We start from the raw sequence: 25489 nt of genomic DNA, 5'->3' as shown, positions 1-25489 counted from the left end.
CACCGACAAACCCTGACACCCGGGTGCTGACACCCGGCCGGAACCTCAGCGCAGCTTGTACTCCTCCAGCAGCCGGCGCCCGATGATCATCCGCTGGATCTCGGCCGTGCCCTCGCCGATCAGCAGCATCGGCGCCTCGCGGTAGAGCCGTTCGATCTCGTACTCCTTGGAGTAGCCGTAGCCGCCGTGGATGCGGAAGGAGTCCTCGACGACCTCCTTGCAGTACTCGGCCGCGAGGTACTTGGCCATACCCGCCTCGAGGTCGTTGCGCTGTCCGGCGTCCTTGGTCCGCGCGGCGCGCACCATCATCTGGTGCGCGGCCTCGACCTTGACCGCCATGTCGGCCAGCTTGAACTGGATCGCCTGGTGCTGGGCGATCGGCTTGCCGAAGGCGGAACGCTGCTGGGCGTAGGCGATGCCGAGCTCGAAGGCCCGCAACGCGATCCCGCACGCCCGCGCCGCCACGTTCACCCGGCCGACCTCGACCCCGTCCATCATGTGCGCGAAGCCGCGGCCGGGCGTGCCGCCGAGCACGCGGTCCGCCGGCACCCGCACGTCGTCGAGCACGAGCTCGGTGGTGTCGACGCCCTTGTAGCCCATCTTCTGGATCTTGCCGGGCACGGTCAGCCCGGGCCGGACCTCGCCGAAGCCCGGCTCCTTCTCCACCAGGAAGGTGGTGAGGTTCTTGTACGGCGTGTCCGCGCCCTCGTCGGTGCGGGCCAGCAGCGCGACCAGGTTGCTGGTGCCGCCGTTGGTCAGCCACATCTTCTGACCGGTGATCAGATAGTCGGAACCGTCGCGCACCCCCTTGGTGGTTATCGCGGCGACGTCCGAGCCCAGCCCGGGCTCGGACATGGAGAACGCCGCGCGCACCCGCCCCTCGGCCATCTCCGGCAGGAACGCCGCCTGCTGCTCCGGCGTGCCGTGCTGCTTGATCATGTACGCGACGATGAAGTGGGTGTTGAGGATCCCCGACACCGACATCCAGCCGCGGGCGATCTCCTCCACCACCAGGGCGTAGGTCAGCAGCGACTCGCCGAGCCCGCCGAACTCCTCCGGGATCATCAGCCCGAACAGGCCGAGCTCGGCCATCCCCTTGACGATCTCGGTCGGGTACTCGTCGGCGTGCTCGAGCTCCGTGGCGACCGGGATGATCTCGCGCTCCACGAAGGTGCGCACGGTCCCCAGGATCTCCTGTTGGATCTCGGTCAGACCCTCGGTCTTGGCCAGGCGTGCCATGCGTACGGCTCCCTTGTCGATGCTCCCGCCCCGGATCGGGTGCGGGTCAGAAGTTGTTACCGGCCAGTATCCCCAGCCCGCGCGAGCCTGGAAAGGGTGCTTCGCCCCACGATTTCGCGCTTTCGCTCCCACCACCCGCCCTTGCCCGGCCGCGTCCGGGCACGCCGGGGCGCGGGCGGCCGCCGGTGCCGCCCGCTCCGGTCCAGCCGCGCCCCGGCTCAGTCCTGCGGCGGCTCGAACCTGCCGGTCCGGCTGTAGCCGGCCGCGCGGCCCTTGCCCGCGATCACCAGCGCCATCTTCCGGCTGGCCTCGTCGATCATCTCGTCGCCGAGCATCGCCGAGCCCTTCTTCCCGCCGGCCTCGGAGGTGCAGTACTCGTACGCGTCCAGGATGAGCTCGGCGTGGTCGTAGTCCTCCTGGGTCGGCGCGTAGACCTCGTTCGCCACCGCGATCTGGTCCGGGTGCAGCACCCACTTGCCGTCGAAGCCCAGCGCGGCCGAGCGCCCGGCCACCGTGCGGAAGCCCTCGACGTTGCGCACCTGCAGGTAGGGCCCGTCGATCGCCTGCACGTCATGGGCGCGGGCGGCCATCAGGATCCGCATCAGGATGTAGTGGTAGGCGTCGCCCACGTCGTAGCCGGTCGGCTGCTCCCCGACCACCAGGGACTTCATGTTGATCGAGGCCATGAAGTCGGCCGGCCCGAAGATGATCGCCTCGATCCGGGGCGAGGCGCCGGCGATGGCGTCCACGTTCACCAGGCCGCGGGCGTTCTCGATCTGCGCCTCGATGCCGATCCGGCCGACCTCGAGCCCCATCGTCTTCTCGATCTGGGTCAGCAGCAGGTCCAGCCAGAGCACCTGCCCGGCGTCCTGGACCTTGGGAAGCATGATGCAGTCCAGGTTCGCGCCGGCGCCCTCGACCACGGTGATCACGTCACGGTAGGTCCAATGCGTCGTCAGGTCGTTGACGCGCACGGTGCGGGTCTTGCCGGTCCAGTCGCCCTCGTTGAGCGCCTCGACGATCTTGAGCCGGGCGCCCTCCTTCTCCAGCGGCGCGCAGGCGTCCTCGAGATCGAGGAAGACCTGGTCGGCCGGCAGAGTCTGGGCCTTGGCCAGAAAGCGCGGGTTGCTGCCCGGCACGGCCAGGCAGGAGCGGCGCGGGCGGTTGACTGCGGACATGAGAGGGGTGGTTCCTTCCCGTCAGGGTACGGACCGTTGTCCCTGGTGAGGTTACCCGTCAGTAGGGATGAGCGCCGCGTGATGCGCGCCACTCGGCGCGCTGTCGGTTTCCGGCTCGGCCGCGGTGGCCCCGGCGGTGCTGATCGCCACCAGCCCGGCCAGGATCAGCAGCGCCCCCGGCAGCGCCCAGATCGAGGGCACCTGCCCCAGCCACACGGCCGCGATCAGCGCGGCGATCGGCACTTCGAGCAGGATCACCACCGAGACCACGGTCGGGCTGGTGGTCTTCAGCGCCCGGTTGAACAGGGTGTGCCCGAGCAGCTGGGCGCCCGCGGTGAGCGCGAGGATCTTGAGCCAGGCGTTGCCGGAGAAGCCGAGCAGCGACTGGCCGGTGACGAACGCCAGCAGCAGCAGCGTCAGTGAGGCCGTGCCGTAGCAGATGCTGGTGTAAGGGGTCAGCGACACCGTCTGGCGCACCTTGGCGCCCAAGGTCATGTAGATCGCCGCGAACCCGGCCGCGGTGAGCGCGGACAGGTCGCCGAGGAAGGCGTGCAGCGACAGGTGCAGGTCGACGCCCGAGAGCGCGACCACGCCGAGGAAGGCGATCACGATCCCGGTCCAGGCGCGCGCGGCCACGTGCTCGCCGCGCAGCCTGGCTATCACGGCCGCGAAGATCGGCTGTGTCGCGGCGAACGCCGTCGCCGAGGCCACCGAGGTCATCGACAGGCTCGGGGTCCAGGTGGCGAAGTGCAGGCCGAGGGTCAGACCGGCCAGCAGCGCCGTGAGCCACTCGGCCCGCCGCAGCGCCCGCAGCTCGTCGCGGTGGCGCAGCAGCGCGAACGGCGTGAGCACCGCGGCGCCCAGAGCGTTGCGCCACATGGCGATCGCCAGCGCGGGCGCGCGGGTCGCGGCGATCAAGGGTCCTGAGGTGCCCACGCCGAGCACCGCCAGCGCGAGGATCGGGACGTCCTTGGCCGGCGGCCGGTGCACGGCGGACCGGCCACGCGTCGCCGGCGCCGGGGCGGGCGCCGCCGCGGCCACCGACAGCGCGTCGACCGGGAGGGCGGGCTGGCTGGTCAGGGGTACCTCCGGAAGGCGGGTATGACACGGTGCCTCCTCAGCGTACAAGCCCCGCCCGAGAAGGCCATCCGGCATACCATGCGGCCTGCGAACTTCTACAAGCTGTCCCACTGACAATCGGCGAAATGCACTGTGGGACAGTCTTGGACCATGACCCGGCCGCAGTACCCCGCCTCGCCCTCGTCGTCCTCCGTCGCGACGCTCCCGCCCGCGCTGCCTGACGCCGCGTTGGTCGAGGAGGCCTGTAAGAAGTCCGGCCTGCTCTGGGTGGCCGTGCCGGGCATGCGCGACCGCGTGGTCTGGCACGTCTGGCACGAGGTGGACGGCCGCGGCGCCGCCTACCTGGTCACCGGCGGCGGCGAGCAGAACGTGCCGGGCCTGTCCGACGGACAGCTGGTGCGCATCACCGTGCGCTCCAAGGACAAGGGCGGCCGGCTGGCCACCTGGTCCGGTCTGGTCGGCCGGATCGAGCCCGGCAGCACGGAGTGGGCCGAGGTGGTCCCCACGCTGCACGCCAAGCGCCTCAACGCCCGCGACGGCGAGGCGCAGCCCGAGCGCTGGGCCGCGCACTCGGTGGTCTACCGGATCGTGCCGCAGGGCCCGCTGCTCGAGGGCCCGGGCCGCTACGCCAAGGCCAGCGGCGCCGCGCCGGTCCAGTCCGGCCCCGGCACCACCCGCCGCCGGTAGCCGATCGCGTCACACTCGTCCGGCCAGGTGACATCCAACCGGGGGTTACTGACTAGTATGAGCGGTATGACCGTAGCGACCGTCACCGAAGAGCAGGTCCGCACCGCGCTCGCGCGGGTGCAGGACCCGGAGATCCGCCGTCCGATCACCGAGATCGGCATGGTGAAATCCGTGGCGGTCGAAGGCGGCGCCGTGAACGTCGGGATCTACCTGACCGTGGCCGGCTGCCCGCACAAGGACCCGCTGCGCACCGACATCTCCCGCGAGGTCGGCGCCCTCGCCGGCGTCACCAGCGTGGACATCGAGCTCGACGTGATGAGCCAGGAGCAGCGCCAGCAGCTCCAGGCCCAGCTGCGCGGCGGCCGGGCCGAGCGGGAGATCCCGTTCGCCAAGCCCGGCTCGCTCACCCGCGTGTTCGCGGTCGCCTCCGGCAAGGGCGGCGTCGGCAAGAGCTCGGTGACGGTGAACCTGGCCGCGGCCATGGCGGCCGGCGGGCTGAAGGTCGGCATCGTGGACGCGGACATCTACGGCCACTCCGTGCCGCGGATGCTCGGCGTGACCGAGCGGCCGACCCAGGTGCAGGACATGATCATGGCGCCGGTCGCGCACAACGTCCGGGTGATCTCCATCGGCATGTTCACCCCGGGCAACGAGCCGGTGGTCTGGCGCGGCCCGATGCTGCACCGGGCGCTGCAGCAGTTCCTCGCCGACGTCTACTGGGGCGACCTCGACGTGCTGCTGCTCGACCTGCCGCCCGGCACCGGCGACGTGGCGATCTCGGTCGCCCAGCTCGTGCCGAACGCCGAGATCCTGGTGGTCACCACCCCGCAGCAGGCCGCCGCCGAGGTGGCCGAGCGCGCGGGCACGATCGCGATGCAGACCCGCCAGCGGATCGCCGGCGTGGTGGAGAACATGTCCTGGATGCCCTGCCCGCACTGCGACGAGCGGGTCGAGGTCTTCGGCAGCGGCGGCGGCCAGACCGTCGCGGACGCGCTGACCCGGGTCACCGGCGCGAACGTCCCCCTGCTCGGCCAGATCCCGATCGACCTGCGCCTGCGCGAAGGTGGCGACGGCGGCGTCCCCGTGGTCCTGTCCGACCCGCAGGCCCCGGCGAGCGCGGTCCTCGGCCAGATCGCCGAGAAGCTCACCGTCCGCTCCCGCGGTCTGGTCGGCATGTCCCTGAGCGTCTCGAAGGCCTAGAACCCGGACGCGCAAACTGAGTAACTTTCGGCCCTGACCCCCTCGGCGACACGGGGGTCAGGGCCGAACGTCACGCGTAGAGACTCGGGTCGACCCGGACGAAGGCGAGCGAGTACGCCGAGACACCGCGCCCGTAGGCCGCCAGGAAGCAGTCGGGGCGCGCGGCGGCCATGACCCAGCCGTAGAGCGACTCGCGGTAGTAAAACTCCTGCTGCTGCTCGCCGACGAGCAGGGTGAGCGGCTGCCAGGGCTCTGTGCCCAGGGTCTCGGCCACCGCGTAGGCCATGTCGCGCTGCTGATCCACCCAGTACTGACGAGTCGTCGCATCCAGGTGCCAGGGCCAGTTGTCGTCGACCAGACCCACTCCGGCCAGCGCGGCGGCGGCGGAGGCGGTCATCGCCTCGACCGAGCCGGCCGTGGCGCCGTCGGGCTTGTAGAGGGGGCGGCGGCCCAGCCGAGCCATCGTCAGCACGGTGACGGAGCGGCGCTGGGCTTGGGCGTCCGGGCGCAGCGCACCGCCGTCGCCGTGGCGCAGGGTGCCGAACTCCACCATGCCGTCCGGTCCGGTGCACACGGCGCCGAGGCTGCGCGGGCCCTGCCAGCCGGCGTCGAGGCCGTACCAGGGCAGGCCGGCCCGGGCGAAGGCGTCCGGGGCGGCGGGGGCTTGGGCGGGCAGGGGGACGTCGACTTCAGTGGCGCCGGGCGTCGCGTCCTGCGGATTGTGCCGGAGCATCCGGTTCTCGCAATCGTGTGGGCGACGCCGCCCCCGGGGGCAAGTCCGGTCAGGTGGCGTCTGCGTCGTACGGCGGCTGCTCGCCGGCGCCGAGGGCCGGGCTGCTCCCGTTGGCCACGTCGGTCACGCGCGGCGCGGGCACGGGCGTCGGGGTCAGGGTCCCGGCCTCGTTCAGCGTGCCGTTGATCTCCTTGCGCAGGTCGCGCAGCTCCTCGCCCTCGCCGAGCAGGTTCTTGCGCACGAAGGTCTTCGGGTTCAGATCGGCGAGGTCGAGGTCCTCGAACTCGGGGCCGAGTTCCTTGCGCAGGTCCTGTCGGGCGTTGTCGCTGAAGGCCCGCACCTGCCGCAGGAACCGGGCCGCGCTGGCGGCGGCCTGGGGCAGTTTGTCCGGACCGAACAGGACGATTCCGAGCCCGAGGAGCACGACTATTTCGGGCAGGGACAAGTCGAAGAACATCGTCTGGCTCCGGCGGTCGGAAGGCGCGGCCTTGAGGGTGGTCGACCGGCCTCGTCCCGTAAGCGGCGCCGGACGCGGCGGTCGGTATCCACAGTAATCCCCGAATGAGGCCCGATGACAGAGGCACCCCGAATATCACCCGGCCGAAGGCGGCGGAAGCGTCGGCTGATCACGTGATCGGGCAGCATGATCGACGGACCGTCACCACGAACGCCGCCGCGTCCGCGCGGCGGACGGCCACTGCGGACGCGGGGTCGATCGGGTGCGCGCCTATTCGGCGGAAGACAGGTGCGGCGCGACGCCTATTCGGCGAACCACAGCGGGCGCAGCGGGGCGCGGCCGGACGCCCGGGCGTACTCCGGGTTCTGCGGCGCGCGGCCGGAGGAGGCCGGCCAGAGCGAGGACGGACCGGCCAGCCGGGCGTAGCCGCTGTGCGAGGTGTCCTCCTCGGCGTCGCCGTCGCCGTGCGGCGGCAGCGGGCGCAGGCCCACCGCGAACTCGGGCAGGAACGAGGCGGAGCGGCCGAGCAGCGAGCCGAAGGCACCGGAACGGGGACGATCGCCGCCGGCGCCGAACGGCGGGTCGTCGTCGTCCCGGCGGGAGCCGTGCGTCTGCGGGATCTGGAAGAGCGCGGCCATCAGCCGGGCCGAGGGCTCCGGCATCGCCATGGACTCGAGCTGCCCCTTGAGCGTGCGCTCGGATTCGACCAGGGCGCGGCAGGCGGCGCAGCCCGCGATGTGCGCGAGCGCGCGGTCGCGGTCGTCGTGCGAGAGCTCACCGTCGACGAGGGCGGCGAGCCGGGGGCCGAGGTGATCGCCGAACAACGCCATTACCGCATCCCCTTTCCGCCACGGCCGCGCTGGGTCTCCTCCTGCGGGTCGGGCGAAGCGCCCTCCCCCTCGAGCCGGCGGTGTGGATCGCGGTGCGCCAGCGCGGCCCGCAGCTGCCCGCGGCCGCGGTGGATCCGGGAGCGCACGGTGCCGAGCTTGACCCCGAGGGTCGCGGCGATCTCCTCGTAGGAGAGGCCTTCGATGTCGCAGAGCACCACCGCGGCGCGGAACTCGGGCGGCAGCGCGGCGAGCGCGGCCTCGATGTCCCCGTCGAGGTGGGCGTCGAAGTAGGCCTGGGCCGGGGTGGGCTCGCGGCCGGCGAGCCGCTCGGCGGCGTCGTCGGCGAGGCCCTCGAACCGGATCCGCGACTTGCGCCGGGCCTGGTCGAGGAAGAGGTTGGTGGTGATCCGGTGCAGCCAGCCCTCGAAGGTGCCGGGGGCGTAGGTGCTCAGCGAGCGGAAGACCCGGACGAAGACCTCCTGGGTCAGGTCCTCGGCGTCGTGCCGGTCGCCGGTGAGGCGGTAGGCCAGCCGGTAGACCCGGGCCGAGTGCGTGCGCACGACCTCTTCCCAGCTCGGCGGCGTCCAGTCGACCGGGCCTTGGCCCAGGACCGGCATGCCGAACTGCTCCGCGGACTCGCCGGCGCCGCCGGCCTCGCCCGTTTCGGCCGGGCTGTTCGCGCCCGCTCCCCAGTGCTCTGACTCGCCCCCGAGCGCCACGGCACTACCTCCTCGTTTTTCGAGTACCGCTGCACTGGTCACCATAGCCCGTTTCCCCTTCGCCAAGGCTGAGAAGGGCCTGAAAGTTGACAGAGAGTCTGTCAACTTCGACCCGCCCGCCGGGCAGCTGCACCCGGCTGAGCTCTGACACCAGGATCAACGAGCGCGCCTCGGCGCGGGTTCCCGGGCCGCGCCGGACGCCGTCGCCGAGCGTCGCCGACCGGCGTCGGCCGTGCGCCGAGGGGCCCGTGCCGACGGCATGGGCGGCACCGGTCGGCGCGGGCGCGGTCAGGGTGCCGGGCGCCGCCGGTGCTTCTCGTCACGCTGCGTGGCTGATACGGCCGGATGGGTGACCGTGTTCGGGTATGCCGGAAGGCGGGCACAGCCGCCTCGCGTGCCCGCCTGCCGGTCGCGGCCGCCTGGTACCGGGCTCCGCTAGCCGATGACGTTCTTCAGGGCGTCGCCCAGGGCTCCCGCCTCTTCGGCGTTGAGCTCGACGACAAGCCGTCCGCCGCCTTCGAGCGGCACCCGCATCACGATGCCGCGCCCCTCCTTGACCACTTCGAGCGGGCCGTCGCCCGTTCGCGGCTTCATCGCCGCCATGCGCATTCCCCTTCCTGCAGACACCCTGACCTGTCCCATTATCCCGCATGACACCGACACTGCGAAAAGGAGCGGAGGATACCGGTTCGACCACGCGCGGGGAACGGCGTCTGGCCTGTTGCCTTACCAGCCGGTAACTTCTTCCTCAACCCGAGAGGAAGAGGCACACCGTGAGCACTTCGAGCCCCGTGGCGCAACCCGTCGGCTACGCCGTGGAAGGCGCCGTCGCCACCATCACCTTCCACCGCCCGGACGCGATGAACGCGCTGGACGACGCCACGAAGGACGCGCTGCTGGACGCGCTGCGGCAGGCCGCCGGCGACAGCGCGGTGCGGGCGGTGGTGCTGACCGGGACCGGCCGCGCCTTCAGCGTGGGCCAGGACCTGCGCGAGCACGTGGGCAAGCTGACCTCCGGCGAGCCGATCTCCAACACGGTCGAGAAGCACTACAACCCGATCACCCTCGCCATCGCGGGCATGGCCAAGCCGGTCATCGCGGCGGTCAACGGGGTCGCGGCCGGTGCCGGGGCCGGCTTCGCGCTGGCCTGCGACCTGCGCATCGGGTGCCCGGAGGCCAAGGTCAACCTCGCCTTCGCCGGCGTCGCGCTGAGCGCGGACTCGGGCGCCTCCTGGACGCTGCAGCGGCTGGTCGGCCAGGCCCGCGCGCTGGAACTGCTGCTGCTGCCGGAGACCATCTCGGCCGAGCGCGCGTACGAGCTCGGCCTCTACACCGAGCTGGTGCCCGCGGAGAAGCTGGCCGAGCGGGCCCGCGAGGTGGCCGAGAAGCTGGCGGCCGGACCGACGGTGGCCTACGCCTCGATCAAGGAGTCGGTGGCGTACGGAGCCAGCCACACGCTGGCCGAGACGCTCGAGGTCGAGGACGCGATGCAGCAACGCTGCGCCGCGGCGCCGGACCACCGGGAGGCGGTCGAGGCCTTCCTGGCCAAGCGGCCGCCGGTCTTCACCGGGCAGCGCTGACGTCCTGCGGGGCCGACGCCTCGAAAGTCAGCAGCGGCGCCCGCTCGATCCGCGCTCGATCAGTCCAGGAACGAGCGGTGCGCCATCCGCACCGTCTCGCGCAGGAACGGGCGCTTGGCCAGCGCGTAACCCTCCGGGTCGTCCCGGTGGACGTCGGCGAGCCGGCTCTTGAGCTCGGCGTAGGCCTCGCGGCGCTCCTCGTGCGCGCCGAGGTAGTGCGTCAGCAGCAGCTGGTCGAACTCCCAGGTGCCGCCGGAGCGGCAGACGAACAGCCGGGCCGGGCAGGGCGGCAGCCCGTGGGCGGCCGGCTCGCTGCCGAACACGCGCCGGTCCGGCTCGCGCTGCCACAGCCGGAAGCCGAGGCCCTCGAGCTCGGCCCGGTAGTCCTCCTCGGCGTCCGGCTCGGCGACCGCGAGCAGCACGTCCACGCACGCCTGGCCGAGCAGGCCGGGCACGGCGGTGGAGCCGATGTGCTCGATCAGCGTCGCGCGCTCGCCGAGCACGCTCTGGATCAGGCTTCGATACTGCTGGAAGTACGCCGACCACTGGCCGTCATAAGGCCGGAGCCGGATCGGTGTCGTCTCGCTGTGGACTCGGGTGATCTGCTGGGCCACGCCGCACCTCCCGGAGTTCGCACCGGAGTCAGGGTTCGGGTCGGAGTGCTGCCAGGAAACCGCGTCGGCCACGCGACGTCAAGACGTCACGCGGAAATCACCTGAAGTAGTGAGGGCCGTCGCCGGATCACTCCTGCGGGCCGTCGGGCTCCTCGGAGTGCGCCTGCGCGCCGTTGGAGCCGGCGTGGGGCACCCCGGCGTGCTCGAGCTCGGCGATCCGCCTGTCCCGCTGGTCGATCTCGTTCGCGAGCCGGTCGAGGATGTCGTCGACCTCGTCCATCCGGTAGCCGCGCGCGCCCACCGAGAACCGGACCTTGTCCACGTGCTCCCGGCCGAGCAGGCCCGTCTCGGGCACGGCCGGGTCCGGCCGGTCCGGGACCGGCTGGGACAGATGCCCGCCGCCGCCCACGGCCACCCAGCCCACCGCGATGAGCAGGACCACTACGACGAGCAGCTGGAAGTAGAACATGCGGCGTTGCCTCCGTACTCGTGGGCCAGGAGCCGTGCAAGGAACAATACAGCGATCGGGATACGGTGTGCCGATGGAGTATCGCGAGCTGCTTGAGCTGGACCGTGCGCACGTGTGGCATCCCTACGGTCCGATGCCCGGAACCGCGACTCCGTTGCTGGTCACAGGCGCGCGCGGGGTCTGTCTCGAGGTCGCCGGAGCGCAGGGCAGGACCTCCTTGATCGATGGAATGTCTTCATGGTGGGCCGCCGTGCACGGCTACCGGCACCCGGTGCTCGACGCCGCGGCGCACGCCCAGATCGACCGGTTCGCGCACGTGATGTTCGGCGGCCTCACTCACGAGCCGGCCGTGCGCCTGGCCGAGCGGCTGGTCGAGCTGACGCCGGACCCGCTGCGGCACGTCTTCCTGGCCGACTCCGGATCGGTCTCGGTCGAGGTCGCGATCAAGATGTGCCTGCAGTACCAGCGCTCGCTCGGACGCCCGGGCAAACGCAGGCTGCTGACATGGCGCGGCGGCTATCACGGCGACACCTTCCATCCGATGTCGGTGTGCGACCCGGAGGGCGGGATGCACAGCCTGTGGAGCGGGGTGCTGCCCGAGCAGGTGTTCGCGGACGCGCCGCCGGCCGGCTTCGCGGCCGAGCCGGACCAGGCCTACCTCTCCCACCTGTCCGACCTGATGGAGCGTCACGCCGCCGAGCTCGCGGCCGTGATCGTGGAGCCGGTGGTGCAGGGCGCGGGCGGCATGCGCTTCCACTCCCCCGCCTACCTCAGGGCGCTGCGGCAGCTGTGCGACGAGCACGACGTGCTGCTCGTGTTCGATGAGATCGCGACCGGCTTCGGGCGCAGCGGCGAGCTGTTCGCCGCCGACCACGCCGGGGTGTGCCCGGACGTGATGTGCCTGGGCAAGGCGCTGACGGGCGGTTACCTCACCTTGGCCGCCACGCTGTGCACGCCGCGGGTGGCGCAGGGCATCAGCGGCGGCGAGGTGCCGGTGCTCGCGCACGGGCCGACGTTCATGGGCAACCCGCTGGCCGCGGCCGTGGCCAACGCCTCGCTCGACCTGCTGACCGATCCGGAGCTGCGCGGCGGCACGAGCTGGCGCGAGGACGTCGTCCGGATCGAGTCGGCCCTCGGCGCCGGGCTCGGCGCGGCCCGCGAGCTTCCGGGCGTGCGGGACGTGCGGGTGCTCGGCGCGATCGGGGTGGTCCAGCTCGAGCACGAGGTGGACCTGGCCGCGGCGACCGACGCGGCGGTGGCCGCCGGCGTCTGGCTGCGGCCGTTCCGCGACCTGATCTACACCATGCCGCCGTACCCGACGACCGACGACCAGGTGGCCGCGATCTGCCGGGCGGTGTGCGCGGCGGCGCAGGCGTCGCACCGGGCCGCCACGGGGGCGTGACCGGCCGTCAGATGGTGCGCAGCGCGGACCTGCGTGCGGGCTGGGTGGTGCGGATGATCTCCACCGCCTCCTCCGGCGAGTCGGTCACATGCAGCAGGTCGAGGTCGGCGGCCGAGGCCTTGCCCTCGGCCACCACCCGCTCGCGCAGCCAGTCCAGCAGGCCGGACCAGTACCCGGTGCCCACCAGCACGATCGGGAACGAGGTGACCTTCTGCGTCTGCACCAGCGTGAGCGCCTCGAACAGCTCGTCGAGGGTGCCGAAGCCGCCCGGCAGCACGATGAACCCACGAGCGTATTTGACGAACATCGTCTTGCGCACGAAGAAGTAACGGAAGTTCAGGCCCAGGTCGACGTAGTCGTTCAGGCCCTGCTCGAACGGCAGCTCGATGCCGAGGCCGACGGACACCCCGTCGCCCTCGACCGCGCCCCGGTTGCCGGACTCCATCGCGCCCGGGCCGCCGCCGGTGATCACCGCGTACCCGGCCTTGGCCAGCAGCCGGCCGACCTCGACGCCGGTGGCGTACTCGGGCGTGCCGGCCTTGGTGCGGGCCGAGCCGAACACGGCCACGGCCGGCCCGATCTCGGCCAGCGTCTCGAATCCGGCCACGAACTCGGAGGTGATCCGCAGCACCCGCCACGGATCCTCGTGCAGCCAGTCGGTCGAGCCCTCGGACTCGAGCAGGCGCTGGTCGGTGGTGGTGTCGTCGGGGGCCGGGATCTGGGTGCGGCGCAAAAGCACCGGGCCGCGGAAGCGTTCCTTCAGGTGCCGGCGCGGGTGCACGTTGTTGTGCGGTGCCGGCTGGCTGTTCTCCGTCTCTCGTTCTGTCACGCCGCCACGTTATCCGTTCGGGGCGCGGCCGGACCCGACCGGGCCGCGGCCGCTCAGCCGATCCCGCTGATCAGCTGCGGTCCGGCCGCGTACACCAGCGAGGAGGGCGCCAGCAGACGGCCGGAGAGCCACTCGAACGCGGGCGTCTCGTCGGCCTTCCACACGCCCATGTTGTGGCCGCCGCGCGCGGCCATCAGCGTCTGGACGGTGGTGGGCTCGTGGGCCGCGGCGGCCATGGCGGCGGCCTCGGCGGCCACGTCGCCGTCCTGGTGCGTGCCGGTGAGCAGCAGCGAGACGTGGGCCGGCTCCTTGTGCTGGAGCAGCCACAGCGGCGCGTTCTGCTCGTAGGCCGCGGTGCCGGGCTTGAGCAGGTCGCCGTCGGGGTGGTCGTCGCCGCTCAGCGAGACGGCGGCGGAGTAGAGCCGCGGGTACTGCAGCGCCAGCTTCGAGGCGCACAGCCCGCCCTCCGAATACCCCATCAGACCCCAGGAGTCGCGGTTCGAGGAGGCCCGGAACGAGGTGAGCACCAGATCGCGCACGTCCGAGGTCAGCCAGGTGGCGACCTTCGGGCCGTTCGGGATGTTCGAGCAGTCCGGGTCGTGTCCGGGGTCGACGTTGATCGCGGCGGAGACCAGGATGAACGGGTGCGCCCGGCCGCTGTCCACCAGCCGGGTCAGCGCGAGCGGCGCCTGCATGCCCTCCAGCCAGGTCTGCGGCGAGCCCGGGGTGCCGGAGAGCAGTTGCACCACCGGGAATTCGGCGTGCTCGTAAGCGGTCTCGAAGTACTGCGGCGGCAGCCAGACCGATACGTTGTTGACGATGTGCGAGCGCGGCCCGGAGATGGTGGCGCTGTAGCCGTCGGCCACGCCGGACATCGGCCGGAACAGCCTCGCGTTGGGCAGCGAGGCGCTGCGCACGCCGGGCCGGTCGGCCGGGGTGGCCGCGGCGATCGCGCCGGTGCCGCCGTCCCGGCCGAACAGGTCGGACCAGGAGGTGTAGAGCTGGTAGCTGTTGTTGATCCAGAGCGCCGCCAGCAGCACGGCGCTGACCTGGGCCATCAGGATCAGGCCGAGTCGGGAGCCCACCTTCACCGGGCGGGGTCCGGGCAGCCGGTTCCACAGCAGCAGGGTCAGCAACGGGAAAAGCGCCACCGCCGCGATGACGACGATGAGAAAGCCTTCGCTGGTCAAGCCCATACCCGTAAGCCCGTTCCGCTCGCTTCGACGCGTCCGCGGCCCTCGTGTCGAGGAACCCGGACATCGCTCCCGTCACGGGATGACGTCCGGGCTCTGACCAGGGTTGCCATGGCCTTCAAGGATATCGCCATCGCGCCATGAACCCGTTGTCTATCCGAGATCGAGCCACCGCCGCAGTGTTGCGAGGGTGCGGGTGATCCGCTCGAGTTCCACGTACTCCTGCCGAGTATGGGCCAGCGTGGCGTCGCCGGGTCCGTAATTGACGGCGGGTACACCCGAACCGGCGAATCGGGCCACGTCCGTCCATCCCTGCTTCGCCGCCGGCGTGCCGCCGACCAGCGCGGCGAAGGCGGCGGCGGCCGGCAGCGAGAGCCCCGGCGCCGCGCCGGGCGCGGAATCGGTGATCTGCACGTCGAAACCCTCGAAGACCTCGACGACGTGCGCGGCGGCCTCCTGCTCGGAGCGGTCCGGGGCGAACCGGTAGTTGACCGTGACCACGCACTCGTCCGGGATGACGTTGCCGGCCACCCCGCCGGTGATACCGACCGCGTTGAGGCATTCGCGGTAGATCAGCCCTTCGACATCGGCCTCACGGGCCTGATACTGCGCCAGACGGGTCAGGATCGGCGCGGCGAGGTGGATGGCGTTGACGCCCAGCCAGTCCCGGGCGCTGTGCGCGCGCTGCCCGCGGGTGCGCACCGTGGCCCTGAGCGTGCCCTTGCAGCCGCCCTCGATCTGCGCGTCCGTGCCCTCGAGCAGGATGGCGAAGTCGGCCGCGAGCCAGTCCGGGTGCTCGCGCACGAGGTGGCCGAGGCCGTTGCGCTCGGCCTCGACCTCCTCGCAGTCGTAGAACACGAAGGTCACCTCGCGCGCGGGCGTCGGCCCGTCGGCCGCGCCGAGCTCGGCGGCGATCTTCAGCTGGACCGCCACACCGCTCTTCATATCGGTCGAGCCGCAGCCGTACAGCCGCCCGTCCTGCACCCGGGAGGGCAGGTTGTCCGCGATCGGCACCGTGTCCAGGTGCCCGGCCAGCACCACCCGCTCGGGCAGGCCGAACCCGGTGCGCGCGACGAGGTTGTTGCCGTGCCGGTCCACCCGCAGCCGCGGCAGGGCCCGCAGTTCGCGTTCGACCGCGTCGGCCAGCGGCAGCTCCGCGCCGCTGACCGAGGGGATGTCCACCAGCGCGGCGGTCAGCTCGCCCACCTCGAGCCCGAGGTCGAGTGCCACCGCCGGCTGCTCCTGCTGCGTCGTGCCCATGGATCAGCCCGTCGCCAGGCCGTTGTCGCGCAGGATGTCGTTGAGCCTGGCCTTGTCGTGCGCCTTGCCCTCCTCGAGGCGCTTGAGCACCAGCACGCAGGGCAGGCCGAACTCGCCGCCGTTGAACTTCTTCATCCGGGTGCCGCCGACCGCGACGCAGTAGTCGGGCACGTGGCCGCGGCTGATCTCCTCGCCGGTCTCGGCGTCGATCACCGGGATCGAGGCGGACAGGATGGTGCCGGCGCCGACCACGGAGCCCTTGCCCACCCGGGCGCCCTCGATGATCATGCAGCGGGAGAAGATCATCGCGCCGTCCTCGATCACCACCGGCTTGGCGTTCGGCGGCTCGAGCACGCCGCCGATGCCCACGCCGCCGGCCAGGTGCACGTTCTTGCCGATCTGGGCGCAGGAGCCGACGGTGGCCCAGGTGTCGACCATCGTGCCGCTGTCCACGTAGCCGCCGATGTTGACGAACGAGGGCATCAGGATCGTGCCGGGCGCGCAGTAGCTGCCCCAGCGGGCGACCGCGCCGGGCACCACGCGCACGCCGTCGAAGGTGGTCTTGAGCGGCATCTTGTCGTGCTGGTAGAACTCGCCGACCTTGGCCTCGGTCATCTCGAGCACCTTGAAGGTGAGCAGGATCGCCCGCTTGGCCCGCTCGTCCACCACCACCTCGTCGGTCGCGGGGTCGACGAAGGCGACCCGGGCCGCGCCGGTGTCGAGCAGGTCGACGGCCTTGACGATCTCGGCACGGGCGTCGGCGTCGGCGGTCGAGAGCTCGGCTCTGCGCTCCCAGAGCTCGTCGATGACGGCGGGGAGGGGGGAGGTGAACACGGGAGACGATTCAGGCACGGTCATGGCCCGGATTCTAGTGCGAGGCTGTGACGGGGCACGGCGGCGTTCGGCCCGCGGGATCGCGTACGGTGTGCTCGACGGGGTATCGGGATCTGGTCCCGGCCCCGTCCGCCCGGCAGCACGGCAAGCAGAGGGAGTCACCGCGTGTCCTCATCCCGCAGGAGCGACGACGGCCGATCGAACGGGCCGGCGCGGGAGAAGCGGGGCGGCTGGTTGATCGGGCTTCTGGTGGTGGCGCTCGTGGCGGGCGGCCTGGTGGGCCTGGGCATCTACCTGCTGCACCGGCTCGGTTCGCTGCCGCTGTTCAATTCAGCCCAGTGCACTGCCGTGGACGGCACCACCACCTTCACCTACCAGCTCGAGCAGATGCAGAACGCCTCGACCATCGCGGCGGTCGGGGTGAAGCTGGGCGTGCCGACGTTCGGGATAGAGATCGCGGAGGCCACGGCCCTGCAGGAGTCCAAGCTCTACAACATCAACGGCGGCGACCGCGACTCGCTGGGCCTGTTCCAGCAGCGCCCTTCGATGGGCTGGGGCTCGGCGGATCAGATCATGGACACCACCTACGCGTCCACGGCGTTCTACCAGGCGCTGGAGAAGGTGAAGGACTGGCAGCACCTGGATCTGACCGTGGCGGCGCAGGACGTCCAGCATTCGGGCTATCCGACGGCGTATGCGAACCACGAGCAGGAGGCGCTGGTCCTGGCCAAGATCTTCACCGGCACCGTCGGCGCCGCGCTGACCTGCACGCTGGACCGGCCCACCTTCTCGGCCCAGCCCGCGAACACGCACGGAATGACCGCGCAGGGCGAGGCCGTGATCGCGGACGCGCAGAAGCAGTGGGGCTCGGCGCCGGTGGAGAACGTCTCCGCGGCCAAGCGCAGCTTCGCGCTCGCGCTGCCCGGCGGGCGCTCGGCCACGGCGGAGAACCAGCGCGGCTGGGCTTACGCCAACTGGGCGGTGTCCAAGGCGGAGGCGCTCGGGATCACCTCGGTCGGCTTCGACGGGAAGACCTGGTCCGCCTCGAATTCCCCCGGATCCTGGCAGACCACGAAGGACTCCGCGGCCGCGCCGAACGACCGGGTCGTGCTGACGATGACGTCCGGATCCTGACGTGCGAAAAAGCGTCCCGGAGATCAAAGTTATCATTTCTTTACTCGGCGAACCCGCAACCTAAGGCCCCTTCTTTCCGATGAACAACGGTGAGGGCTCCTCCCCGAGGAGCCTTAAGTTCAGCTGAACAGGAGCCGTTTTCATGACTGGGAAACACCGCCGACCGCGCACCACCGGCCGGACCGTGGCCACCGCGGCCGCCGCGCTCACCGCGGGCGCCCTGCCGCTGGCCGCGGCCGGTACCGCCTTCGCCGCCGCCGCGCCGGACCCGCTGGCCGTGGCCGCGCCGCTGACCGCGGGCAACCCGATCGCCGACTCGGGCCTCGGCGCCAAGGCCGTGGAGCTGAACGGGAAGATCCAGGACCTGAGCGCGGGCGCCGACCAGCTCGAGCAGGGGGCCGACCAGCTCGCCACCCAGATCGGCAGCGGGGCCGCGGCTAAGGGCCTGCTGCACCAGGCCGTGCCGGCGAACCCGAACGCGGTGCCCGGCGAGCTGGCCCCGGCGGTGCTGCGCAACGGCACCGTCGGCACGCTCACCGGCACGGTCGGCCAGCGCACCACCGCGGTGGCCGCGAACGTGGCCGCGCAGGCCCGGCCGATGGCCGCGCAGCTTCAGCAGGGCGGGGTGCCGACCGTCGGCGACGCCACCGCCTCGCTCAGCCGCACCCAGATGCCGATGTTCGGCACGGTCGGCGCCCTGACCACCGCGATCCCGGTCAGCACGGTCTTCGGCACGCCGGTGATGGACTCGCTCGGCGCGGCCAGCGCCCTCTGAGCCGCCCGGTGCCCGCGGCGATACCCGGTGGGCCGGTTTTCGAAGAAATCGGCCCACATATTCTCTATTCGCTTCTCCGAGTGTTCAGACGACCGATCTGAACACTTTCGGCATTTACCGAATCTTTATCTCGTTCGGCCGCAACCTGGCGGGTCCATTACTCGTAAGACTCCGTGAACGCACGAGATCTCGATCACAAACGTTCCCCCGATCACCGAAGAAGAGGAAACACCATGAGTCACGCTGGACGTCGCATCGCCTCCGCCGCCGTCGCGACCGCGGCCGTCGCCATCCCGGTGCTCGGCGCGGCCAGCGCGCAGGCCGCCGCGCTGCCTCTGGTCGGTGGGCTGCCCGCGGTCGGCGGCCTGGCCGGCGGCCTTCCGGCGGTCGGCGGGCTGGGCGGCGGCGCGCTCGGCGGCCTCCCGGTGGCCGGCGGCCTGGTCGGCAACCTGACCGGCGCCGGCGGCAGCAGCCCGCTCTCCAACATCCCGGTGGTCGGCGACCTGGCCAAGAGCGCGGGCGCGAACGTCGCCAACAGCGCCGGCGCGGCGGCGGCGCCGATGGCCCCGGCCGCGGCGGCCCGCGAGGCGCAGCAGGAGATGGCCGCGGACCTCGCCTCGGCCCCCTACACTCCGAAGCACGCCGGCCTGCAGGCGTGAACGCGCGCCGCGGTCTGAGCGGCCGTCAGTCCCGGTGCCCGGCTTGCTGACCACGCGGACACGGCGGAGGGGTTCCCCGCGCGAAGGGATGAGCGCGGGGACCCCCTCATCTCGTCCGGGGACGCAGCCGGATCCGGCACGAAAGACCGCCGGCTCCCGCGGGAGCCGGCGGTCTTCGTGGTCAGCTCAGCGCATCGTCAGCGCAGCGCGGCCAGGCGCGCGGCCGCCGACTCGATCCGCTCGTCGGTGGCCGTGAGCGCGAGACGCACGTGCTGTTCGCCGCCCGGGCCGTAGATCTCCCCGGGCGCGGCGAGGATGCCCAGATCCGCGAGCGCGCCGATCGTCTCCCAGCAAGGCTCGCCGCGAGTGGCCCAAAGGTACAGACCTGCCGCGGAGTGCTCGATCCGGAACCCGGCTGCCAGCAACGCCGTGCGCAGCACCCCGCGCCGGGCGAGGTAGCGCTCCTTCTGCTCGCGCGCGTGCGCCTCGTCCGCCAGCGCCGCCGCCACCGCGGCCTGCACCGGACCGGGCATGATCATCCCGCCGTGCATGCGCACCAGCAGCAGATCCTTGAGCAGGGCCGGATCGCCGGCCAGGAACGCGGCCCGGTATCCGGCCAGGTTCGAGCGCTTCGAGAGCGAGTGCAGCGCCAGCAGCCCGGAGAAGTCCCCGTCGCACACCGACGGGTGCAGCACCGAGACCGGCTGCACGCCCTCCCAGCCCAAGGTCACGTAGCACTCGTCCGAGACGAGCACCGCGTCGTTGGCCCGCGCCCAGGCCACGGCTTCGCGCAGCTGCGCGACGTCGAGCACCTGGCCGTGCGGATTGGCCGGCGAGTTGAGCCAGATCAGGCGCGGCGCCGGACCTGACGCCGCGTCCGGCAGTTCGCCGAACGGCGTCGGCACCGGCTCGGCCCCGGCCAGCAGCGCGCCGATCTCATAGGTCGGATACGCCGGCACCGGATAGCCGACCCGGTCTCCCGCGCCCAGGCCGAGCAGCGTCGGCAGGTTGGCGACCAGCTCCTTGGAGCCGATCACCGGGAGCACACCCGGATCGCCGACGACGCCGAGCTCCCGTTCCATCCAGCCCAGCGCGGCGGCGCGCAGCGCGTCGGTGCCGCGGGTGACCGGGTAGCCCGGCCAGTCCGCGGCCTCGATCAGCGCGGCGCGCACCACCGGCGGGACCGGATCGACCGGCGTCCCGACGGACAGGTCCACCCGTCCGCCGGGATGCACGTCGGCCTTGCGGGCATACGGTGCCAGCCGGTCCCACGGGAACTGCGGGAGCCGGTCGGCCAGGGTGCGAGGGCGGTGGTCCATGCCGGCGTCGGTCAGTGGCCTTCGCCCTGCGGCGGCAGCGCGGCGACGATCGGGTGGTCCTTGGCGATCTGGCCGAGCTTCGAGGCGCCGCCCGGCGAGCCGAGGTCCTCGAAGAACTCCACGTTCGCCTTGTAGAAGTCCTTCCACTGGTCGGGCGTGTCGTCCTCGTAGAAGATGGCCTCGACGGGGCATACCGGCTCGCAGGCACCGCAGTCGACGCATTCGTCCGGGTGGATGTACAAGGAGCGCTCGCCCTCGTAGATGCAGTCGACCGGGCACTCCTCGATGCAGGCCTTGTCCTTCACATCCACGCACGGCAGCGCGATGACGTAGGTCACGTCCGGATCCTCCTGGCTGCGGGCCGGAAGCCGCAGCGCGGTCCCGGTCCTCTCCTGTTCACGTCGATCCAGTATCCCGCCTGCCCCGGCTCTGGTCCAAGCTAGGGGGGCCGTTGGACCAGACTGTGGACATATGCGCCGCGTACGCGGGCGCGCCGGGGCGGTGCGAAAACCCGCTCAAGCCACCCGAACGGCCCGTATCCGGGCGCCCATCAGGGTCTCTCACGGTCCCTCACTCGGCCCAGAAAGCTCACTCGGAGGGCGCTGCCTCACCTGGCCGCAACCCGTCCCTCACTCGGAGGACACGATCGGGTAGCCCGCCGAACGCAGCCGGCCCATCACGTTCGCGGCGTGGGCCGGCCCGCGCGTCTCCACGGTGAGCCCGATCTCGACCTCGCCGATGCCGAGGCGCGGCGCCATCCGGCCGTGTTCGACGTCGACCACGTTGGCGTCGGCGGCCGCGATCTCGCCCAGTATGTGGGCGAGCGCGCCGGGCCGGTCTAGCACGCGCAGCCGCAGCGACAGGAAGCGCCCGGCGGCGGAGAGGCCGTGCCGGATCAGCCGGAGCAGCAGCAGCGGGTCCACGTTGCCGCCGGAGAGCACGGCCACCGCGGGCGTCTCGTACTCCTCCTGCGCCTCGAGCAACGCGGAGACGCCCACCACGCCGGCCGGCTCGACCATGAGCTTGTTGCGTTCCAGCAGAAGCAGCAGGGCGCGCGAGATCGACTCCTCGGAGACGGTGCGCACCTGCGCGCCGAGTTCGCGCACGAGGCGGAAGGTCAGGTCGCCCGGCCGTCCGACGGCGATGCCGTCGGCCATGGTCGACATGCCGGAGATCGAAGTGGGATGCCCGGCCGCGAGCGAGGCCGTCCACGAGGAGGCGGTGGCGGCCTGCACGCCGATCACCCGCACCTCGGGTCGCAGGGCCTTGAGGGCCAGCGCCACTCCCGAGAGCAGCCCGCCGCCGCCGAGCCCGAGCAGCACCGTTCGCACGTCGGGCAGCTGCTCGAGGATCTCGAGGGCGACGGTGCCCTGTCCGGCGATGATGTCGGGGTGGTCGAACGGGTGGATGAACGCCGCGCCGGTCTCGACGGCGTGCGCCCGCGCGGCGACGAGGGCCTCGTCCACGGTGGAGCCGGCGAACCGGACCGTGGCGCCGTAGGACTCGGTGGCGGCCACCTTCGGCAGCGGCGCCCCCTCCGGCATGAAGACGGTGGACGGGATCTCGTGCAGAGTGGCGGCGAGCGCGACGCCCTGGGCGTGGTTGCCGGCGCTGGCCGCGACCACGCCGCGGGACCGCTCGTCCGCGGGCAGGTTGTGGATGCGGACATAGGCGCCGCGCACCTTGAACGAGCCGGCGCGCTGCAGGTTCTCGCACTTGAAGTAGACCTCGCCGCCGACCTGTTCGGACAGCGGCCGGGACCAGGCCAGCGGTGTGGGCCGGGTGATCTGGGCCAGCAGTTTGCGCGCGGCCTGGATCTCATCGAGCGTGACGGGGTTACGCACGCCTTTCAGGCTAAGGGCCGGGCCCGCGCGGGTCCGTGAACGCCGGGCCGGACGCGGCCGGACGCGGCCGGGCGGGGGCGCCGACGGGCCCTCGGCGCCCCGCCGTAACAGGGCCATAACGATGTCGTCCCTTACCCGTTATTTCGTTGCACGCTACAACCAAGTTGCCCTATGGTTGCAGGGTACAAGCAACTTGTTCCGGCTCCGCGCGAGGACGGAGGCAGATGATGAGCGAGAAGATCTCTCAGGACGACGCGGTGGCGATGCTCACCTCGGTCGGCGGGATCATGCGCTCGATCAAGCACCTCTACGCGGAACACGAGGGCATCGACCACGGAGCGGCCGTCGTCCTGAGCATGCTCTACCGGCTCGGCCCGGTACGGCCGTCCGACATCGCGCAGGCCTGCGGCCTCGACATGTCGACGGTCAGCCGCTACGCCCGCACGCAGGAGGAGGCCGGCCGGGTGGCCAAGGTCGCCGACCCGGCGGACCGGCGGGCACACCGGCTCGCGCTGACCGACGCGGGCATCGAGCACGTGGACGGACTCTGGCGGGCCCGGATCGAGAACTTCCGCGACCTCATCGGGCACTGGAGCCCGCAGGACGCGCAGACACTGACCACACTCGCCCGCCGGCTGGCGGCCGATCTGGGCCAGGAGCATCCGATCGAGATGCCGGACCTGGAACAAGTGAGAGCGGCGCACAAGGCCGCGCTCGCCGAGACCTTGCCTAAGGGGGCATGAGAACTTTATGTCAGAAGCGATATCCCCGCCCCAGGCGGCCGAGCAGAAGGTGCTGACGCATCGCCAGATCATGGTGATCTTCAGCGGCCTGATGCTCGCGCTGCTGCTGGCCGCACTCGACCAGACCATCGTCTCGACGGCGCTGCTCACGATCGTCAACGAGCTCAACCCGCGCAACGGCTCGGGCGAGATGCCCTGGGTCGTGACCGCCTACATGCTCGCCTCCACCGCGGTGGCGCCGATCTACGGCAAGCTGGCCGACCTGTTCGGCCCGAAGAAGATCTTCATCTTCTCGATCGTGCTGTTCCTGGCCGGCTCCGCGCTGTGCGGCATGTCCCAGAACATGGTCGAGCTGATCGCGTTCCGCGCGCTGCAGGGCCTCGGCGGCGGTGGCCTGATGGCGCTGGTGTTCACCATCATCGGACAGGTCGTCACCCCGGCCGAGCGGGGCAAGTACCAGGGCTACTTCACCGCGACCTTCATGTTCGCGATGGTGATCGGCCCGCTGATCGGCGGCTTCTTCACCGACCGCTCCACCCTGTTCGGGATCAGCGGCTGGCGCTGGATCTTCTACGTGAACCTGCCCATCGGCGCGGTCGCCCTGGTGGTGATCTCGGCGGTGCTGCACGTGCGGCCGTCGCAGGTCAAGCACAAGATCGACTACTTCGGCGCGGCGCTGATCACGGCCGCGGCGTGCGGTCTGCTGCTGGCCACCCAGCTCGGTGCGAACGGCCAGGAGCCGTGGGGCTCGTGGCAGGTCATCTCGCTGTTCGCGGCCGGCCTCGTGCTCACCGTCTTCTTCGTGGTGTGGGAGTCGAAGTTCGCCAGCGAGCCGATCATCCCGATGCACCTGTTCCGCAACTCGGTCTTCCGGGTGTCCAACGCCATGGCGCTGGTGGTCGGCATCACGATGATGGGATCGCTGATCTACCTCAGCGTCTACCTGCAGTTCGTGGTGGGCTACTCGCCGACCGGCGCGGGCCTGGCGATCCTGCCGATGATGCTGGGCGTGGGCCCGACCTCGATGATCGCCGGTATCACCATCTCGAAGGTCGGCAAGTACAAGATCTTCCCGATCTTCGGCACCGGCATCTCGGTGATCGGCATGTACCTGATGTCCCGGCTGGGCGTGCACACCTCGGCCACCGAGCGCGGCGTGTACATGTTCGTGCTCGGCGTCGGCCTCGGCATGGTGATGCCGGTGCTGACCCTGGCGGTGCAGAACGCACTGCCGCTCAAGGACATCGGCACGGGCACCTCGAGCAACCTGTTCTTCCGGAACATGGGCAGCTCGTTCGGCACCGCGATCTTCGGTGCCATCCTGAGCAACCGGCTCGTGGCCTACACCCACCGCGACCTGCCGCAGATGAACTCGGGCAGCACGGGCGGCGGCACCAGCCTGAGCCGGGCTCAGCTGGTGCAGGAGAGCCACGGCGACCAGCACATCATCGACACGGTTCTGCGCGACTTCACCAGCGCCATGTCGGTGGTGTTCGTCAGCGCTGCGGCGATCATGGTCATCGCCTTCGTGCTCAGCTTCTTCCTCAAGCAGGTGGAGCTGCGCTCGGCGAAGGGCGGCGCGGGCAAGGCCCCGGCCAAGACCGAGGACCTGGCGCCCGCGGTGCACTGACCGCGGTCGGCGTAGAGAGCGAGTCCCCCACGGCCCTGCCGTGGGGGACTCCGTGCTTGATCAGCCCTGATCCGCGGACCAGTACCGTTCCGGATGGATGATCAGCGCGGCCGCGCCGACGAGCCCCGACTCCTGCCCGAGACCGGCCGGGACCACCCGCACCGAGCGCGCGAACTCCAGCCCGATCCGTTCCCGCAGCGAGGCCTCGAGCGGGTCGAACAGCAGCGGCCCGGCCTGGGAGAGCCCGCCGCCTATCGCGACCACGTCGAGGTCGCACAGCGTCGTGGCCGACGCGATCCCGATGCCGAGCGCGCGCCCGGCCCGGTTCATCGCGGCCACGGCCGTCGGGTCGCCGCGGCGGGCGTCGTCGACCAGGTCGCGTCCGGTGCGCTGGTCCACCGGGAAGCCGGAGCGCCAGCCCTGCTGATAGGCCCACGCGGCCAGGTTCGGCCCCGAGGCGATCGCCTCCAGGCAGCCGACCGCGCCGCAGCGGCAGACCGGCTCGTTCTCGTGCACGATCGCGTGGCCGATGTGCCCGGCGTTGCCGGACGCGCCGTCGATCAGCCTGCCCCCGAGGATGAGGCCGCCGCCCACGCCGGTGGAGACGACCATGCCCAGCACGTTGTCCGCGCCCACCCCGGCTCCGCGCCAGTGTTCGGCGATGGCCACGCAGATCGCGTCGTTGTGGATGCGCACCGGCAGCTTGAACTCCTCGGCCAGCCGCGCCCGCAGCGGGAAGTCGCGCCAGCTCGGGATGTTGAGCGGGGAGACCTCGCCGGCCGGCCAGCGCATCGGGCCGCCGCAGCCGATGCCGATGCCGCTCAGCGCCGCCCGATCCGTCCTCAGCTCGTCCATCAGCGCGAGCAGGGCCCGCAGCAGCGTCTCCCCGTCGCCGGTGGGCGGGTTGGGGTTGGGCGCGCGCCGGCTCTCCAGCACCCGCCCCTCTTCGTCGACCACGCCCACGGCGAGCTTCGTTCCGCCGATGTCGATCGCCAAGACCAGCTGCTGCTGCTGCATGGAAACCGAGCCTAACTCAGGGCGTGATCGATACACCAGCAGCGGATACGGCGTTCGGCCCCGC

General features: G+C 71.5%; 27 protein-coding genes. 9 read left to right on the top strand and 18 right to left on the bottom strand.

Annotated elements, in window-relative coordinates; translation table 11 throughout:
* Positions 1-45 precede the first annotated feature (45 nt).
* From ACTRO_RS30655 to ACTRO_RS30645, 3 genes are all read right to left on the bottom strand, one after another.
* Positions 46-1239: an acyl-CoA dehydrogenase family protein gene (locus tag ACTRO_RS30655; RefSeq protein WP_034268666.1), complete on the bottom strand. Its 1194-nt coding sequence runs from the start codon at positions 1237-1239 to the stop codon at positions 46-48.
* A 218-nt stretch (positions 1240-1457) separates the two neighbouring features.
* Positions 1458-2417: an HpcH/HpaI aldolase/citrate lyase family protein gene (locus tag ACTRO_RS30650; RefSeq protein ID WP_034268663.1), complete on the bottom strand. Its 960-nt coding sequence runs from the start codon at positions 2415-2417 to the stop codon at positions 1458-1460.
* 51 nt (positions 2418-2468) lie between these two features.
* Entirely contained in the window at positions 2469-3545 is a 1077-nt protein-coding gene (locus ACTRO_RS30645; RefSeq protein ID WP_063628100.1) for a DMT family transporter, read from the bottom strand.
* Positions 3546-3647: 102 nt separating this feature from the next.
* Between ACTRO_RS30645 and ACTRO_RS30640 the strand changes: the two genes are divergently transcribed.
* Both ACTRO_RS30640 and ACTRO_RS30635 read left to right on the top strand, forming a co-directional pair.
* Complete coding sequence (locus tag ACTRO_RS30640) at positions 3648-4184, top strand: hypothetical protein (RefSeq protein ID WP_211244468.1); 537 nt, start codon at positions 3648-3650, stop codon at positions 4182-4184.
* Positions 4185-4250: 66 nt separating this feature from the next.
* Positions 4251-5384, top strand: a complete 1134-nt coding sequence (locus ACTRO_RS30635) for an Mrp/NBP35 family ATP-binding protein (RefSeq protein ID WP_157436550.1) — start codon at positions 4251-4253, stop codon at positions 5382-5384.
* A 70-nt stretch (positions 5385-5454) separates the two neighbouring features.
* Here ACTRO_RS30635 and ACTRO_RS30630 read toward each other — a convergent pair whose 3' ends face one another.
* From ACTRO_RS30630 to ACTRO_RS46225, 5 genes are all read right to left on the bottom strand, one after another.
* The gene (locus ACTRO_RS30630; RefSeq protein WP_034268656.1) at positions 5455-6117 is read right to left on the bottom strand and encodes a hypothetical protein; all 663 of its coding nucleotides are present in this window, start codon (positions 6115-6117) and stop codon (positions 5455-5457) included.
* Positions 6118-6166: 49 nt separating this feature from the next.
* The gene (locus tag ACTRO_RS30625) at positions 6167-6574 is read right to left on the bottom strand and encodes a sec-independent translocase (protein ID WP_034268653.1); all 408 of its coding nucleotides are present in this window, start codon (positions 6572-6574) and stop codon (positions 6167-6169) included.
* 302 nt (positions 6575-6876) lie between these two features.
* On the bottom strand, positions 6877-7404 hold the full coding sequence (locus ACTRO_RS30620) for an anti-sigma factor family protein (RefSeq protein WP_034268650.1): 528 nt from the start codon (positions 7402-7404) through the stop codon (positions 6877-6879).
* A complete protein-coding gene (sigE, locus tag ACTRO_RS30615; protein ID WP_034277452.1) occupies positions 7404-8021 on the bottom strand; it encodes an RNA polymerase sigma factor SigE in 618 nt (205 codons plus the stop codon). The genes ACTRO_RS30620 and sigE overlap by 1 nt, the downstream gene beginning before the upstream one ends.
* 537 nt (positions 8022-8558) lie before the next feature.
* Positions 8559-8726, bottom strand: a complete 168-nt coding sequence (locus ACTRO_RS46225; RefSeq protein ID WP_211244467.1) for a DUF3117 domain-containing protein — start codon at positions 8724-8726, stop codon at positions 8559-8561.
* Positions 8727-8914: 188 nt separating this feature from the next.
* On the opposite strand from ACTRO_RS46225, the gene ACTRO_RS30610 reads away from it, so the two are divergent.
* Positions 8915-9703, top strand: a complete 789-nt coding sequence (locus tag ACTRO_RS30610) for an enoyl-CoA hydratase/isomerase family protein (protein WP_034268647.1) — start codon at positions 8915-8917, stop codon at positions 9701-9703.
* Positions 9704-9762: 59 nt separating this feature from the next.
* On the opposite strand, the gene ACTRO_RS44175 is transcribed toward ACTRO_RS30610, so the two are convergent.
* Complete coding sequence (locus tag ACTRO_RS44175; protein ID WP_051451639.1) at positions 9763-10317, bottom strand: GrpB family protein; 555 nt, start codon at positions 10315-10317, stop codon at positions 9763-9765.
* Between the two features lie 127 nt (positions 10318-10444).
* Positions 10445-10786 carry a DivIVA domain-containing protein gene (locus ACTRO_RS30600; protein WP_063628099.1) on the bottom strand — a complete coding sequence of 114 codons (342 nt, stop codon included), beginning with the start codon at positions 10784-10786 and terminating at the stop codon, positions 10445-10447.
* A gap of 73 nt (positions 10787-10859) precedes the next feature.
* Here ACTRO_RS30600 and ACTRO_RS30595 point away from each other — a divergent pair, with 73 nt between their 5' ends.
* Positions 10860-12188: an adenosylmethionine--8-amino-7-oxononanoate transaminase gene (locus tag ACTRO_RS30595; protein WP_034268644.1), complete on the top strand. Its 1329-nt coding sequence runs from the start codon at positions 10860-10862 to the stop codon at positions 12186-12188.
* Positions 12189-12195: 7 nt separating this feature from the next.
* Here ACTRO_RS30595 and ACTRO_RS30590 read toward each other — a convergent pair whose 3' ends face one another.
* The 4 genes from ACTRO_RS30590 to ACTRO_RS30575 all read right to left on the bottom strand — a co-directional run bounded on the left by ACTRO_RS30590 (position 12196) and on the right by ACTRO_RS30575 (position 16328).
* Positions 12196-13017, bottom strand: coding sequence for an LOG family protein (locus ACTRO_RS30590; RefSeq protein ID WP_245594536.1), 822 nt, complete (start codon positions 13015-13017; stop codon positions 12196-12198).
* A gap of 53 nt (positions 13018-13070) precedes the next feature.
* Positions 13071-14213, bottom strand: a complete 1143-nt coding sequence (locus ACTRO_RS30585; protein WP_051451638.1) for an alpha/beta hydrolase — start codon at positions 14211-14213, stop codon at positions 13071-13073.
* A gap of 150 nt (positions 14214-14363) precedes the next feature.
* Positions 14364-15470: a succinyl-diaminopimelate desuccinylase gene (gene dapE, locus ACTRO_RS30580; RefSeq protein WP_051451637.1), complete on the bottom strand. Its 1107-nt coding sequence runs from the start codon at positions 15468-15470 to the stop codon at positions 14364-14366.
* A gap of 3 nt (positions 15471-15473) precedes the next feature.
* A complete protein-coding gene (locus ACTRO_RS30575) occupies positions 15474-16328 on the bottom strand; it encodes a 2,3,4,5-tetrahydropyridine-2,6-dicarboxylate N-succinyltransferase (RefSeq protein WP_034268641.1) in 855 nt (284 codons plus the stop codon).
* A gap of 141 nt (positions 16329-16469) precedes the next feature.
* On the opposite strand from ACTRO_RS30575, the gene ACTRO_RS30570 reads away from it, so the two are divergent.
* The 3 genes from ACTRO_RS30570 to ACTRO_RS30560 all read left to right on the top strand — a co-directional run bounded on the left by ACTRO_RS30570 (position 16470) and on the right by ACTRO_RS30560 (position 18872).
* Complete coding sequence (locus tag ACTRO_RS30570) at positions 16470-17438, top strand: hypothetical protein (RefSeq protein WP_157436549.1); 969 nt, start codon at positions 16470-16472, stop codon at positions 17436-17438.
* A gap of 142 nt (positions 17439-17580) precedes the next feature.
* The gene (locus tag ACTRO_RS30565) at positions 17581-18213 is read left to right on the top strand and encodes a hypothetical protein (protein ID WP_034268638.1); all 633 of its coding nucleotides are present in this window, start codon (positions 17581-17583) and stop codon (positions 18211-18213) included.
* Between the two features lie 233 nt (positions 18214-18446).
* A complete protein-coding gene (locus ACTRO_RS30560) occupies positions 18447-18872 on the top strand; it encodes a hypothetical protein (protein ID WP_034268635.1) in 426 nt (141 codons plus the stop codon).
* Between the two features lie 197 nt (positions 18873-19069).
* Here ACTRO_RS30560 and dapC read toward each other — a convergent pair whose 3' ends face one another.
* The 3 genes from dapC to ilvA all read right to left on the bottom strand — a co-directional run bounded on the left by dapC (position 19070) and on the right by ilvA (position 22035).
* Positions 19070-20191 (bottom strand): succinyldiaminopimelate transaminase, encoded by a 1122-nt coding sequence (gene dapC, locus ACTRO_RS30555; RefSeq protein WP_034268632.1) that lies wholly within the window; start codon positions 20189-20191, stop codon positions 19070-19072.
* 11 nt (positions 20192-20202) lie between these two features.
* Positions 20203-20529, bottom strand: coding sequence for a ferredoxin (gene fdxA / locus ACTRO_RS30550; RefSeq protein ID WP_034268629.1), 327 nt, complete (start codon positions 20527-20529; stop codon positions 20203-20205).
* A 291-nt stretch (positions 20530-20820) separates the two neighbouring features.
* Positions 20821-22035, bottom strand: a complete 1215-nt coding sequence (ilvA, locus tag ACTRO_RS30545; protein ID WP_034268626.1) for a threonine ammonia-lyase — start codon at positions 22033-22035, stop codon at positions 20821-20823.
* Between the two features lie 224 nt (positions 22036-22259).
* On the opposite strand from ilvA, the gene ACTRO_RS30540 reads away from it, so the two are divergent.
* Positions 22260-22778 (top strand): MarR family winged helix-turn-helix transcriptional regulator, encoded by a 519-nt coding sequence (locus ACTRO_RS30540; protein WP_034268623.1) that lies wholly within the window; start codon positions 22260-22262, stop codon positions 22776-22778.
* A 7-nt stretch (positions 22779-22785) separates the two neighbouring features.
* Positions 22786-24408, top strand: coding sequence for an MDR family MFS transporter (locus ACTRO_RS30535; protein WP_034268620.1), 1623 nt, complete (start codon positions 22786-22788; stop codon positions 24406-24408).
* A gap of 60 nt (positions 24409-24468) precedes the next feature.
* Here the strand turns inward: ACTRO_RS30535 and ACTRO_RS30530 are convergent, their stop codons facing one another.
* The gene (locus ACTRO_RS30530) at positions 24469-25425 is read right to left on the bottom strand and encodes an ROK family protein (RefSeq protein ID WP_034268617.1); all 957 of its coding nucleotides are present in this window, start codon (positions 25423-25425) and stop codon (positions 24469-24471) included.
* Between the last annotated feature and the right edge of the window lie 64 nt (positions 25426-25489).

Origin of the sequence: Actinospica robiniae DSM 44927 (assembly GCF_000504285.1) — a bacterium.
Lineage (GTDB): Bacteria > Actinomycetota > Actinomycetes > Streptomycetales > Catenulisporaceae > Actinospica > Actinospica robiniae.
This window is presented reverse-complemented; position numbering and strand designations above follow the sequence as displayed.